The organism is Aliiroseovarius sp. (assembly GCF_965228805.1).
GTDB lineage: Bacteria > Pseudomonadota > Alphaproteobacteria > Rhodobacterales > Rhodobacteraceae > JASBTN01.
On the sequence record NZ_CBDDIE010000003.1, the window covers coordinates 2,629,450 to 2,641,738 of the forward strand.

The following is a 12,289-nucleotide window of genomic DNA, read 5'->3' on the forward strand; positions in this document are numbered from 1 at the left end:
CTGTAAGGCCATACTCCAAAATGAAAAAGACCGCCCGGGTGGGGCGGTCTTTCACAAACCGTGGGGTTCTCAGTCCCGGGTGCCCGAGAACCGTGCCTGCCAGTCTTCGCGCTGATCGTCGGTGATCTTGCCAAAGAGGTTGTCGGGCACGGTGAAGCCGTGGCCCGGTTTCAGCGTGTCCAACGCGGCGGCGACATCGTCGGGCCAGGCTGCGTCGGTGTTCATCGCTTCCGTCAGCGTGGCGGAGGCATCGGGGATGAAGGGCGCCGACAGGACCGCGTAGAGGCGGATCAGGTTCAGCGATAGGCGGATGGAACCGGCGGCCAGCGCCGGGTCTTCCTTGAAAGCGGCCCAGGGCGCGGCGGCTTGCAGGTATTCGTTGCCCGCGACCCAGATGCCGCGCAGCTCTTGTGCCGCCTTGCGCACGTCCATCGCGTCCATGTGGCCTTCGTAGGCGCGCACTTTCGCGGTCAGGTCTTCGATCAGCGCGGTCTCGGCCTCGCCATAGGCGCCATCGGGCACCTCTTCACCAAACTTCGAGCGGCAGAACTTGGTCACGCGGCTGACGAAGTTGCCCAGCACGTCGGCCAGGTCCTTGTTGACCGAGGCCTGGAAGTTCTCCCAGGTGAACTCGCTGTCCGAGTTCTCGGGCGCATGGGACAGCAGCCACCAGCGCCAGTAATCCGCCGGCAGGATCTCCAGCGCCTGGTCCATGAAGACGCCGCGCCCCTTGGAGGTCGAGAACTGCCCGCCGTCATAGTTCAGGTAGTTGAAGGACTTGATGTAATCGACCAGCTTCCAGGGCTCGCCCGAGCCCATGATGGTGGCGGGGAAGCTCAGCGTGTGGAAGGGCACGTTGTCCTTGCCCATGAACTGCACGTAACGCACGTCATCGGCGCCCTTGTCGGTACGCCACCAGCGCTGCCAGAAGCTGTCATCCTCGCCCAGCTCATCCGCCAGCTCGGCGGTGGCGGCGATATATTCGATCGGCGCGTCGAACCAGACATAGAAGACCTTGCCCTCCATGCCCGGCCAATCCTCGTCGCCCTTCTTGACCGGCACGCCCCAGTCCAAGTCGCGGGTAATGCCGCGGTCCTGCAGCCCGTCGCCGTCATGCAGCCATTTCTTGGCGATCGAGGTGGTCAGCACCGGCCAGTCGGCCTTGGTGTCGATCCAGGCGTCCAGCTTGTCCTTCAGGGCCGATTGTTTCAGATAGAGGTGCTTGGTCTCGCGCACCTCCAGGTCGGTCGAGCCGCTGATCGCCGAACGCGGGTCGATCAGGTCGGTCGGGTCCAGCTGCTTGGTGCAGTTTTCACACTGGTCGCCGCGCGCGCTGTCATAGCCGCAGTTGGGGCAGGTGCCTTCGATGTAGCGATCCGGCAGGAAGCGTTTGTCGGCGTGGCTGTAAACCTGTTTCTCGCTGACTTCCTCGATCAGCCCGTTCTCCGCCAGCTTGCCTGCGAAATGCTGGGTGAGCTTGTGGTTGCGCTGCGACGACGAGCGGCCGAAGTTGTCAAAGGACAGGCGGAAACCCTTGGCGATCTCAGCCTGGACCTCATGCATCTCGGCGCAGAACTCATCGACCGGCTTGCCGGCCTTGGCCGCGGCCAGCTCGGCAGGCGTGCCGTGCTCGTCGGTGGCGCAGATGAACATGACCTCGCGCCCACGGCCCCGTTGGTAGCGGGCGTAAAGGTCGGCAGGCAGCTGCGAGCCCACCAGGTTGCCCAGGTGCTTGATCCCGTTGATGTAAGGAATGGCCGAGGTGATGAGGATGCGGTTCATGTCATGTCCCAAAACTGTTTGGCAGGGGTCTAGACTAATGTGTGCCGCAGTTCCAGAGGGAGAGGGCGTTACTCCCCCTTGCGAATGTTCAGCGCCTTGTTGATCGCGGCCACAATCGCCTCTTCATGCCCGTCGCGCCGGGCAATCGCCATCATCTGGTCGGCCTTTTCCTTCCCCGCCGGGGTGCGGTGAATGTCCTCGCTGTGGCTCCAGCGCAGATAGTCATGATCATTCTTCCAGCGGTTCACTTTCGACACCAGGGTCGATTTCTTGGCGTCCTTGTTGAAATGACGCATGACTTTCTTCAGGGTGGACTGCCCGATCGGAAAATCAGTTCGGTCTTCATAGTCGAAAATGTGCAGCAAGGCGGCGTCCATGGCCGGATTTCGGGGGCGGGACTTGGCCTTTCTCTGCGGCGAAGCGCTTGATGCGTGCGGCGGGGTCGGCGGTGCGGACGGCTTGGACGCGCGGGGGATATCCGTTCGGACAGTTTGTGCCGGTTGAGGATTTCCGGCCACAACCGGACCGCGGAAATCAGCCACTGCTGCATCAAACATTTGCAATCCAGAGCGTAGAAGGTCTAGGGTCTTCGCACCATCGGGCGAAAGATCCGGGGTATCGCGCAGTTCGCGCATAGAGGCAGAAATGGCAGCACCCAACAAGGCGAGCTCTGAGACGAGCTCACTTGCGTTCTTGTTCAACGGCGATTCGCGTGGCGTTTCGTCGCTCATTGCGTTGGGTCCTTCTAAATCGCACTCTCTCTCGGTTGGTGTTTCGATCCACATTGCACGCAGTTCGATCCAGGCGAGTGGTAACGGATCGCATTAGCGTGGGATAAATGGCATGCGCTCGTCACAAAATGGATAGGAGCGCATTTGAAGTTATGACATTGCATTCCATAGCGTTTGCAATGTGTTTGTTTGCGAGTGGTAATTGCTATGAATCGCATTCGATACACTTGCAAGACCGAAAATACAGATGAAATTGACCCCATATAACCGAAAGAGAATGTGTTTTCTCCGCTTGCCACTGATGGGGTGTCCGGAAAAGCTAAGCAATTCCGTGATAAGTTGCTGAAATAGTTAGATAAAAACCCATGCCTGCATTTGGTTTTAAAAGGAGTGCGAAATGGGTATCGAAGAACTGTTCCTGTGTTGTGTGGCGGTAGTCGGGCTTGGTCTGATTGCAATTGCGTTCAAATGGCCGAAAGTTCGCGAGGGGCGATTCCCCGTGGTGACTGCCCGAATGGTCCTGGCCTGTGTGCTGGCGCTGATCACATTCTGGGGGCTGAAATAAAACTCATGCCACGCTGGGCTCAGGCGGCGCTGGCAATCGCCAGCCCGTCGACCACGGCGGTAAAGGCCTCGGACCGTTCGATCTTTGCAGTGGGGCACGTGGCCCCAACCACGTCCGAGACAAACCGCATCAGGCTTGAGCCACCAACCAGGATTGCGGTGTCGATCTGGCCCGGCGCGACCTGCGCCTGCATCAGCGTGGCATAGATCGCCTGGGTCAGCGCTGTGTCAAACCCGGTGAGCGCCGCGTTCATGCTGCCCGGCGTGATGGGCGCGGCCAGACCCCGTGCCACGAAACCCAGGTCGATCCCTGCATGCGGCGTGGCGGCATTGGCGGCGATCTTGCCGTCCTCGACCGCAAAGGCGACTTCGTGGCCCAGCCTGTTGGTGATCACCTCCTTGAGGCGCGAGACCTTCGCGGGCTCCACCGCATGGGCCAGCAGGTCCGCGACCTTGCGCTCTGTCTCGCGGGTGTAAAGGAACGGGATCTTGGCCCAGGTGGACAGGTCGTGAAACAGCGCGTTGGGCATGGGCAGAAGCTCATCGCCGAAGGTCCGGCGCAGCTGGCCGCCATGGCCGAACAGGCCCATGACATGGGACATGGAAATCTTCTGGTCGAAATCGGTCCCTCCCAGGCGGATGCCGTGGCTGGCCATGATCTCGACCGCGCCGCCCTGACTGCGGAAGACCGTAAAATCCGAGGTGCCGCCGCCGATGTCGATGATCAGACCGGTGTGGCTGTCGCGTCCCAACTGGTGGCAGGCATGGGCGGCTGCTTCGGGTTCGCAGAGGAAATCCACCCCCTCGAATCCGGCGGCGTGGTAACAGGCGCGCAGATCAACCTCGGCCTGGGCATCGCGGGTGGGGTCTTCGGAGTGAAACCGCACCGGGCGGCCCGACTGCACACGGGCGAACCGCAGCCCCGTCGCCACCTCGGCCCGTGCCTTGATCTCGACCAGGAAGGCCGTGACCACATCCGCCAGGGTCTGGCGACGTCCACCCAGCAGGCGGCTTTCGTGAAAAAGCGGATCGCCCAGGATGCTTTTCAACGCGCGCATGTAGCGCCCATCTTCGCCCTCGATCAGCGCGGCGCTGGCCTGGCGGCCGATCTGCATCCCGCCACCCTCGGTCGGGAAAAAGACGGCGGTGGGCAGGGTGTCATGGGTGTCCTCGACGGGGATGCGGTGCAAACCGTCGGCGCCCAGCACCGCCAGCGCCGTGTTGGAGGTGCCGAAATCCACGGCCAGGATGGGATCGCAATCGGGCAAGGACATGACGGCACCTTTCGAACGGGAAAGGGCGCGGGTCTATGCGATGGCCGCCCCGCCTGTCAACCAGCCTGTCACGCCGGGCCTATTTGTCGCGCAGACGCCCGAACAGCTGCCCCATCGAAAACGAGGTGCGCGGCGTATATGTATAGGGCGTCTTGTCCTCCACGGTGGGACGTGCCCGCATCCGGGTCAGGCCGAACAGGATCAGCCCCAGATGCCCCACAGCCACGAAGGCAAACAGCGCGCCGGGCCCGTAGGCGGTGATCAGTTTCGAACTGATATAGGGGCTTGCGATGGCGCCGAGCGCGTACCAGAACATCAGCGCGGCCGACAGTTCGACCCGTTGCTCGGAGGTGGCGAAGTCATTGGCGTGCGCTGCCGAGACCGAGAAGATCGGGAAGGTGGTAAAGCCGAAGATCCCTGCGGCCAGCATGACCCCCAGCGTGCCGACGCCGCCCGCCAGCATGGTCGTGCCGCAGGACAGCACCGCCGCCACCGACAGCCAGATCAGCACCCAGCGCCGGTCATACTTGTCCGCAAGCCAGCCCATCGGCCATTGCGCCAGCGCCCCGCCCAGGACGAAGCTCGCCAGGAAGAAGGCGATCTGATCGAGCTGCAATCCAACCTCCTGACCATAGACCGGGCCGACCATGCGGAAGGAGGCCGAGCTGAGCGCGGCCACGATCACCCCGCCCACGGCCAGGGGCGACATGGACCAGGCCATGCCCGGTTTCAGACGCGGTGCGGCAGGCGTTTCGGGCTGGGCGTTGCGGGTCATCGCCAAGGGCAGGATCGCCGCGCAGCACAGGATCGCGAGCACGTTGTAGGAGACGTAATGCGCAGGCTCCAACACGCCGATCAGAAGCTGCGCACAAAGCGACGCGCCCATGTCGACGATGCGGTAGCCGCCCATCACCCGGCCGCGTGTCTCATTCGTGATCTTTGCGTTCAGCCAGGCCTCGATCACCGTGTAGCAACCGGCGATGCACAGGCCGGTGGCGATGCGCATCAGCGCCCAGGCAAACGGGTCAACCCACAGCATATGGGCCAGCAGGCCGATCGCCCCCAGCGCGGTAAAGACCGCGAAGCCGCGCGAATGTCCGACCGAGCCCATCAGACGTGGCGCCCACCAGCAGCCGATGAAGAAACCCAGGAAATGCGCCGAGCCCAGCAGGCCAACCTCGGCCTTGGAAAAGCCGACCGTCAGCCCCGACACCGCGTCCAGTGGGCCAACACCGCCCGAGCTGAGCTGAAGCAGGATCACCGACAGAAGCAGTGAGGCAAAGGAAATCATCAGGCGCATGGGTTGGTCCGCCGGGTCACATTTCCCCCATGGTGACAGGGTGGGGCGGCACCTCTTGGCCCCCTGCGACAATTCGGCGTCGTTTTCGGGGCTTCCCGCTGCGCCCACACGCCCGCTCACATCCTCGTGTGACCCGGTGGCCGGGGTCCAGCCAGCCTGCTACCCGGGTCCGACACGCAGAACCGAGCAGGCTGGCAGGAGGGCATCATGCAAGCAACGTGGACCATCTTGGGATTGGCGGTCGTGGTGGTGGCAAGCCTCGCCGCCGCCCCGCGCCGGGCAACGGTTCAGGGGTTCTTTTCGGGTGCAGATGCCCAGGGGCGCGCGCCGGGGCTCTGGACCCTTGTGCTGAGCCAGGTCACCACCTGGATCTTCGCCCGCTCGCTGATGAACGCCGCGATCCTGGGCTATTACTACGGTTTCGCGGGCAGCCTGGCCTATGCCGCCTATTACCTCAGCTTCCTGACCGGGGGCTTCATCGTCGGGCGCCTGCGCGAAGGGGGCGCCACCTCGGTCCAGGACTGGTTGCGCGCGCGGTTCGGGGCCGTCGGCACCGGCGCCTACAACCTTGTCATCGCCCTGCGCCTGTTGTCCGAGGTCTTTGCCAATCTGCTGGTGGTCGGGCTGATCTTCGGCGCCATCACGGGCGGCGACGGCACCCTGGCGATCCTCGCCGTGGCGGTTCTGGGCCTGGCCTATTCCGCCTGGGGAGGTCTGTCCGCCGCCCTGCGCACGGATGTGGTGCAGATGGTCCTGTTCCTCGTGGTCTTCGCCGTCGCCCTTTTGGCGCTGGTGACGCGGCCCGATTTCTCGCTCGCCGCCATTGTTGCCGCCGAAGGTGCGTCCGGCAGCTACAGCGGCTGGGTGCTGCTGGCGGTGGCGGCGCTCCAGGTCTTCTCCTACCCGGTGCATGACCCGGTGATGATGGACCGCGGCTTCATCGCCGACCGGGTGACCACACGCCTGGCTTTCCTGCACGCTTTCTGGATTTCCGCCCTGTCGATCCTGGCCTTCGGCGCCTTCGGCATCCAGGCGGCCCTGGTCGGCGCGGAATATGACAACCAACTGATCGGCAGCTGGGCGGGCATGTTCCCGACCTGGGTCTTTGCCGCGCTGATGCTGAGCCTGCTGGTTTCCGCCCTGTCCACGCTCGATTCGGCGCTGTCCTCCGCCGCGCGCCTGGTGGTCGAGGAACTGCGCCTGGCCCCACGCACGCTGACCGGTGGGCGCGTGGTCATGGCGCTCTTCATGGCAGGCGGCGCGGGGCTGACGCTCTGGGGCAACGCGTCGCTCTTCGATGCGGTCGCCGTGTCGGGCACGGCCTCGATGTTCCTAACCCCGGTGCTGGTGGTCGGGCTGGTGATGAACCGCCCCGTCGCGCGCTGGTCCTACCTGGTCAGCTTCGCCGCGGCGATGTTGGGCGCCGCGCTCTATTTCGCCCGCGCCAGCGCCTGGGCCGCCGGGATCCTGCCCGAAGGCCATAAATACGAACAACTGCTGGCGATTTGCATTGTCGTCCTTTTGGTCGGGTTTGCCGCAGTCCTGGCCGGTACGCGTGCCCCCGGCAGGGTTGCGAGTGCCGGGTGAGGCTGATATCTGCGGACGAAGTCTGACGAAAATGGTCGGACCCAACCGGAGACCGCACGTGACCGCCACCCCGCCCCGCCTTGAAATCCGCAACCTGTCGCGGAGCTTTGCCGGACGTCCGGTGGTGCAGGGGGTCGACCTGACCTTGAGCGCAGGCAACGTGACCTGCCTGCTTGGCCCCTCGGGCTGCGGCAAGTCGACGACCCTGCGCATCATCGCGGGTGTGGACAGCCAGGATTCCGGCGAGCTTTATATCGACGGGCAGTTGATCAGCGGTGGCAGCACTTTCGTCGCCCCCGAGAAACGCTCGGTCGGGCTGATGTTCCAGGATTTTGCACTGTTTCCGCATCTGTCCGTCGGGGACAATGTTGCCTTCGGCCTGACCGGTAGCCGGTCCGAGAACCGCAAGCGCGCCGAGGAACTGCTGGCACGGGTCGATCTGGCCGACTACATCGACGCCTTCCCGCATGAACTGTCGGGTGGTGAACAACAGCGCGTGGCGCTGGCCCGCGCCATCGCGCCGCGCCCGCGAATCCTGTTGATGGACGAACCCTTCTCGGGCCTCGACAACCGGCTGCGCGACGGGGTGCGCGACCAAACGCTGGCGATCCTCAAGGAAGAGGGTACGGCGGTCCTGTTGGTCACCCATGAACCGGAAGAGGCGATGCGCATGGCCGATGAGATCGCCCTGATGCGCGAAGGCCGAATCGTGCAGCGTGGCGCGCCCTACAATATCTACAACACGCCCGTGGATCGGGCCGCGGCGGCCTTCTTCTCTGACGTGAACGTCATCCGGGGGCAGTCGAACGGGGCGCTGACCAAGACCGCGTTCGGCCAGTTCCTCACCCCCGGGCTCGAGGATGGCGCCGAAGTCGAGATCGTCGTGCGCCCGCAACACCTGAAGATGGATTTCCACCGCAACGGCCACGCGCCGGAACCCTCGCCGGACCATGGCGTCTGGGCCTGCGGGCGTGTGGAACGGGCGCGTTTCATCGGCAATGAAAGCCTGGTGGAGTTTGTCATGGACGGTGACGGCACGCGGCTCAAGGCCACCGTTCCCTCGGTCTTCCTGCCCAAGCGCGACACGGCGCTGTGGATCGCAATCCGCCGCGACCGCTGCTTCGTTTTTCCCGTGGATCGCTGAGCCGTCACGGGGTTGTTCCCGCTGTTCAGACAGTTTCTTGCGCAAAATCCCGCTTTGGGGCTTTGAACTTGCGGGCGAACGCAATAAATACACAGGGCGATATATGACAGGGTGGGGACAGCCCTGCCTTCAAGGGAGACATCCAATGCTCAACAATATCGGCCTGCCGGGCCTTCTTCTGATTGCCGTCGTGGTGCTGGTTCTGTTCGGCCGCGGCAAGATCTCGTCGCTGATGGGCGAAGTCGGCAAGGGCATCACCTCGTTCAAGCGCGGCGTCGCCGAAGGCCAGGAAGAGATCGAAAAGGCCGCCTCGGAAGAGGCCAAGGACGTGACGCCCGAGATCGACAAGGACAAGGCCTGATCCGTCCTCACAGCACACTAGATTAAGGGGCGGCCCATGTTCGACATCGGAATGACCGAACTGCTGGTCATCGGCATCGTTGCGCTTATCGTTGTGGGTCCAAAGGACCTGCCCGGCATGTTCCGCACGCTGGGGCGCTTCACCGCCAAGGCGCGGTCGCTGGGCCGCGAGTTCAGCCGTGCGATGAACGAAGCTGCCAATGAATCCGGTGTGCAGGACGTGGCCAAGGACCTGAAAAACGTGACCAATCCCAAGGCGATGGGGTTGGACGCGCTGAACAAGGCCGCTGACAGTTTCGAGAAATGGGATCCCACCAAACCCTCGGAAGATGGCGTCAAACCGATGACCGCCGCCGAACGTGGCGGCGAGACCGCAAAACTGGCCCAGGAACGTGCCGAAGCGGCGCGCAAGATCCACGAGGCCACGGCGAAGAAGGCCCAGGCGCGCCTTGACAAGGAGGCGGCCGAGGCCGCCGAAGCGGCCGCTGCAGAAGCCGCCGAGAAGACACCAGCCCCCACGGAAAAGCCTGACGCATGAGCAAAGCCGACGAGATCGAAGACAGCTCCGCCCCGTTGATCGAACACCTGACCGAGCTGCGTACGCGGCTGATCCGGTCCGTGCTGGCCTTCATCGTCGGCATGGTGATCTGTTTCACGGTCTGGAACCCGATCTTCAACTTCCTGACCCATCCGCTGTGTGACGCCATGGCCCTGCGCGGGCACGCCGATTGCGGGCTGATTCTGATCAAGCTGCAGGAAGGTTTCTTCGTCGCGGTGTCGATCTCGCTCCTGGGTGGGTTGATCCTGTCTTTCCCCTTCATCAGCTACCAGCTGTGGCGCTTTGTCGCCCCGGGGCTCTACAAGAGCGAAAAGAACGCGTTCCTGCCCTTCCTGCTTGCCTCGCCCTTCATGTTTTTCCTGGGGGCAACCTTTGCCTTCTACGTGGTGACGCCGCTGGCATTCGACTTCTTCCTGGGCTTCCAGCAGCCGGGCAGCATCCTGGGCGAAGAGGCGATTGAAAACGCCACCGCAGGCATCGCCTTCCAGGGCTCCGCGCAGGAATACCTGAGCCTGACCATCAAGTTCATCGTGGCCTTCGGCCTGTGTTTCCAGCTGCCGGTGCTTCTGACCCTGATGGGCAAGGCCGGGCTGGTCACCGCTCCGGGCCTGCGTGGCGTGCGCAAATACGCGATGGTGGGCATCCTGGTGCTGGCCGCACTGGTCACCCCCCCGGATGTGATCACTCAGATCATCCTGTTCGTTGTGGTTTATGGCCTCTACGAGATCTCGATCTTCCTGGTCGCCCGTGTCGAACGCCAGCGCGAAGCGCGCCTGCGGGCCGAAGGCCTGTGGTTCGAGGAGGATGACGAGGATATCGAAACCGCCGAGACCAAGGCGGCAGATGCCACCCAAGCCACCGATCCCGAAGAAGAGGCCGACGATCCGCTTCTGGCCGAGTTCGACGAAGATGACGAGGACGACGGGACCAAGGGCGGTGACGACGAGGACCCGGGCATGGTGGACGACACCAAATGACTGGGGCGACGGGTGACGACGCGCTGATCCGCATTGCCGAGGCGTTGGAGCGCATGTCTCCGGCCCCTCTGGCAGCACCCGAATTCGACCAGGCCGGTGCTTTCGTCTGGCACACCGACCCGGATCGGCTGGAGCCCGTGCCACACGTCAGCCGCGTCGCCATCGACCTGCTGGTGGGGGTGAACCGCTCGCGCGATACGCTGTTGGAAAACACCCTGCAATTCGCCCGCGGGCTACCCGCGAACAACGCGCTGCTCTGGGGCGCGCGAGGTATGGGGAAATCCAGCCTGGTCAAGGCGGTACATGCCGAGGTTCAAGCCCAGGGCATGCCCCTGAAGATCGTTGAGCTGCAACGTGAGGATCTGCCCTCGGTCAGCCGTCTGCTGAACCTGCTGCGCGGCGCGCGCCACCGTTTCGTGCTGTTCTGCGACGACCTGTCGTTCAGCCATGATGACCAGCATTACAAGAGCCTCAAGGCGGTGCTGGACGGCGGCATCGAAGGGAGGCCGGAAAACGTGGTCTTCTACGCCACCTCGAACCGCCGCCACCTGATGCCACGCGACATGATCGAGAACGAACGTTCTTCGGCCATCAACCCGTCCGAGGCGGTCGAGGAAAAGGTGTCGCTATCCGATCGGTTCGGCCTCTGGCTGGGCTTCCATCCCTGCGACCAGGACGAATACCTGCAGATGATCCGCGGCTATTGCGATGCCTACGGGGTCCAGACCGACGACGAGACCCTGCGCGCCGAAGCCATCGAATGGCAGGCCACGCGTGGGGCGCGCTCGGGCCGGGTCGCCTGGCAGTATTTCATCGACCTGGCGGGGCGCAAGGGCGTCGCCATCCCCCGCTGATCCGCGCGGGACACCGCCGAGCGCAATCATAGGTGGTGTGCACCCTCTTGCTTGCACCCCCCGTTCGTTACTAAATTGTTTCCAAGCCGATTTAAGCCAGCCCCGGCTGCGGGTGCCAGCCTCCGGATATCCATCCCCGGTCCCGCATTTTGGAGAAGACCATGGAACTGCGCAAAGCCCTGAGGGCCTATACGAAAAAGGACAATCGCCTGGCCTATTTGAGCCTTCTGTCCAACATCGCCATCTACGCCCTTTCTGCCGTCACCGCGATCCTGGCCGTGGGGCAGGGGGACTGGCTGGTCGCAGTGCCCGCCATCGTGGTGCTGGCCTTTGCCGGGGTGCGCTTGTACGTGCTGCAACACGACCTGGGCCATCTGTCCCTGTTCGAAACCAAGGCACAGAACCAGTTCTGGGGCTATGTGGTGTCGCCCTTTACCTTCGCGGCCTATCCGCAGATGACCTATAACCACAATTTGCACCATGCCTATGTCGGTGATCTGAACGAGCGTCACACGACCGAGATCTACACGATGACGGTCGCGGAATGGGAGCAGGCAGGCTTCTGGGAACGCCTCTATTATCGCCTCTACCGCCATCCCGCGGTGCTGATCCCGGTGGGGTCCTTCTGGACCTATTTCTTCGTCTACCGCTGGCCCAAGAACGCAGGCAAGGTGGGGGTCAAGGCGATCCTGGCCCATAACCTTGCGATCCTGGCGGTCTTTGGCGGGCTTTATGCCTGGCAGGGCTGGTCGGGCGTGTTCACTTTCGCCTTCGCCATCTGGCTGGGCGGCTGCATCGGCGTGGCGCTCGTGTACCTTCAGCACAATTTCGAAGGCACCTGGTGGGACCGTCGCCCGGACCTGGATTTTGAACGCGCAGCGATCCAAGGCGGGTCCTGCCTCGATTTCGGCTGGGTGTTTGACGAGATGGTGGCGAATATCACCAAACACGACATCCACCACCTGGTCGCCGCGATCCCCTCCTATCGGTTGCGCGCCGCCCATCGCGAGCTGGAGAAAACCCACGAACTGCGCCGCATCTCCTTTGGCGAGGCACTGCACGCCTTTACCCTGCGGCTGTGGGACGAGGAGGCTGAAAACCTCGTGCCCTTTCCGAAACAACGTCGCCTGAAAGCGCATGAGGTCGGGGCGCAGTAA

12 protein-coding genes are annotated in these 12,289 nt (G+C 63.4%); 8 read left to right on the forward strand and 4 right to left on the reverse strand.

Features of this window, described 5'->3' with window-relative positions:
• Window positions 1–69 precede the first annotated feature (69 nt).
• Both metG and ACO07D_RS13940 read right to left on the reverse strand, forming a co-directional pair.
• The gene (gene metG, locus ACO07D_RS13935; RefSeq protein WP_421703548.1) at window positions 70–1,782 is read right to left on the reverse strand and encodes a methionine--tRNA ligase; all 1,713 of its coding nucleotides are present in this window, start codon (window positions 1,780–1,782) and stop codon (window positions 70–72) included.
• Window positions 1,783–1,850: 68 nt separating this feature from the next.
• Window positions 1,851–2,513, reverse strand: coding sequence for a hypothetical protein (locus ACO07D_RS13940; protein WP_421703549.1), 663 nt, complete (start codon window positions 2,511–2,513; stop codon window positions 1,851–1,853).
• Between the two features lie 397 nt (window positions 2,514–2,910).
• Between ACO07D_RS13940 and ACO07D_RS13945 the strand changes: the two genes are divergently transcribed.
• Window positions 2,911–3,078: a hypothetical protein gene (locus ACO07D_RS13945; RefSeq protein ID WP_421703550.1), complete on the forward strand. Its 168-nt coding sequence runs from the start codon at window positions 2,911–2,913 to the stop codon at window positions 3,076–3,078.
• Window positions 3,079–3,097: 19 nt separating this feature from the next.
• Here ACO07D_RS13945 and ACO07D_RS13950 read toward each other — a convergent pair whose 3' ends face one another.
• Both ACO07D_RS13950 and ACO07D_RS13955 read right to left on the reverse strand, forming a co-directional pair.
• Window positions 3,098–4,351 (reverse strand): Hsp70 family protein, encoded by a 1,254-nt coding sequence (locus ACO07D_RS13950; RefSeq protein WP_421703551.1) that lies wholly within the window; start codon window positions 4,349–4,351, stop codon window positions 3,098–3,100.
• Between the two features lie 79 nt (window positions 4,352–4,430).
• Window positions 4,431–5,651, reverse strand: a complete 1,221-nt coding sequence (locus ACO07D_RS13955) for an MFS transporter (protein ID WP_421703552.1) — start codon at window positions 5,649–5,651, stop codon at window positions 4,431–4,433.
• 207 nt (window positions 5,652–5,858) lie between these two features.
• On the opposite strand from ACO07D_RS13955, the gene ACO07D_RS13960 reads away from it, so the two are divergent.
• The 7 genes from ACO07D_RS13960 to ACO07D_RS13990 all read left to right on the forward strand — a co-directional run bounded on the left by ACO07D_RS13960 (window position 5,859) and on the right by ACO07D_RS13990 (window position 12,289).
• Window positions 5,859–7,238, forward strand: coding sequence for a sodium:solute symporter family transporter (locus tag ACO07D_RS13960; RefSeq protein ID WP_421703553.1), 1,380 nt, complete (start codon window positions 5,859–5,861; stop codon window positions 7,236–7,238).
• 31 nt (window positions 7,239–7,269) lie between these two features.
• Window positions 7,270–8,382, forward strand: coding sequence for an ABC transporter ATP-binding protein (locus ACO07D_RS13965; protein ID WP_421703554.1), 1,113 nt, complete (start codon window positions 7,270–7,272; stop codon window positions 8,380–8,382).
• Window positions 8,383–8,527: 145 nt separating this feature from the next.
• Entirely contained in the window at window positions 8,528–8,743 is a 216-nt protein-coding gene (locus ACO07D_RS13970; RefSeq protein WP_421703555.1) for a twin-arginine translocase TatA/TatE family subunit, read from the forward strand.
• Window positions 8,744–8,779: 36 nt separating this feature from the next.
• Complete coding sequence (tatB, locus tag ACO07D_RS13975; RefSeq protein ID WP_421703556.1) at window positions 8,780–9,280, forward strand: Sec-independent protein translocase protein TatB; 501 nt, start codon at window positions 8,780–8,782, stop codon at window positions 9,278–9,280.
• Complete coding sequence (gene tatC / locus ACO07D_RS13980) at window positions 9,277–10,278, forward strand: twin-arginine translocase subunit TatC (RefSeq protein WP_421703557.1); 1,002 nt, start codon at window positions 9,277–9,279, stop codon at window positions 10,276–10,278. Before tatB ends, tatC begins: the two co-directional genes overlap by 4 nt.
• Window positions 10,275–11,132, forward strand: a complete 858-nt coding sequence (locus ACO07D_RS13985) for an ATP-binding protein (RefSeq protein WP_421703558.1) — start codon at window positions 10,275–10,277, stop codon at window positions 11,130–11,132. Before tatC ends, ACO07D_RS13985 begins: the two co-directional genes overlap by 4 nt.
• A gap of 161 nt (window positions 11,133–11,293) precedes the next feature.
• Entirely contained in the window at window positions 11,294–12,289 is a 996-nt protein-coding gene (locus ACO07D_RS13990; protein WP_421703559.1) for a fatty acid desaturase, read from the forward strand.

Coding starts and splice junctions, on each gene's coding strand:
- metG (WP_421703548.1), bottom strand. CDS start 1,782: ATGAACCGCATCCTCATCACCTCGGCCATTCCTTACATCAACGGGATC.
- ACO07D_RS13940 (WP_421703549.1), bottom strand. CDS start 2,513: ATGAGCGACGAAACGCCACGCGAATCGCCGTTGAACAAGAACGCAAGT.
- ACO07D_RS13945 (WP_421703550.1), top strand. CDS start 2,911: ATGGGTATCGAAGAACTGTTCCTGTGTTGTGTGGCGGTAGTCGGGCTT.
- ACO07D_RS13950 (WP_421703551.1), bottom strand. CDS start 4,351: ATGTCCTTGCCCGATTGCGATCCCATCCTGGCCGTGGATTTCGGCACC.
- ACO07D_RS13955 (WP_421703552.1), bottom strand. CDS start 5,651: ATGCGCCTGATGATTTCCTTTGCCTCACTGCTTCTGTCGGTGATCCTG.
- ACO07D_RS13960 (WP_421703553.1), top strand. CDS start 5,859: ATGCAAGCAACGTGGACCATCTTGGGATTGGCGGTCGTGGTGGTGGCA.
- ACO07D_RS13965 (WP_421703554.1), top strand. CDS start 7,270: ATGGTCGGACCCAACCGGAGACCGCACGTGACCGCCACCCCGCCCCGC.
- ACO07D_RS13970 (WP_421703555.1), top strand. CDS start 8,528: ATGCTCAACAATATCGGCCTGCCGGGCCTTCTTCTGATTGCCGTCGTG.
- tatB (WP_421703556.1), top strand. CDS start 8,780: ATGTTCGACATCGGAATGACCGAACTGCTGGTCATCGGCATCGTTGCG.
- tatC (WP_421703557.1), top strand. CDS start 9,277: ATGAGCAAAGCCGACGAGATCGAAGACAGCTCCGCCCCGTTGATCGAA.
- ACO07D_RS13985 (WP_421703558.1), top strand. CDS start 10,275: ATGACTGGGGCGACGGGTGACGACGCGCTGATCCGCATTGCCGAGGCG.
- ACO07D_RS13990 (WP_421703559.1), top strand. CDS start 11,294: ATGGAACTGCGCAAAGCCCTGAGGGCCTATACGAAAAAGGACAATCGC.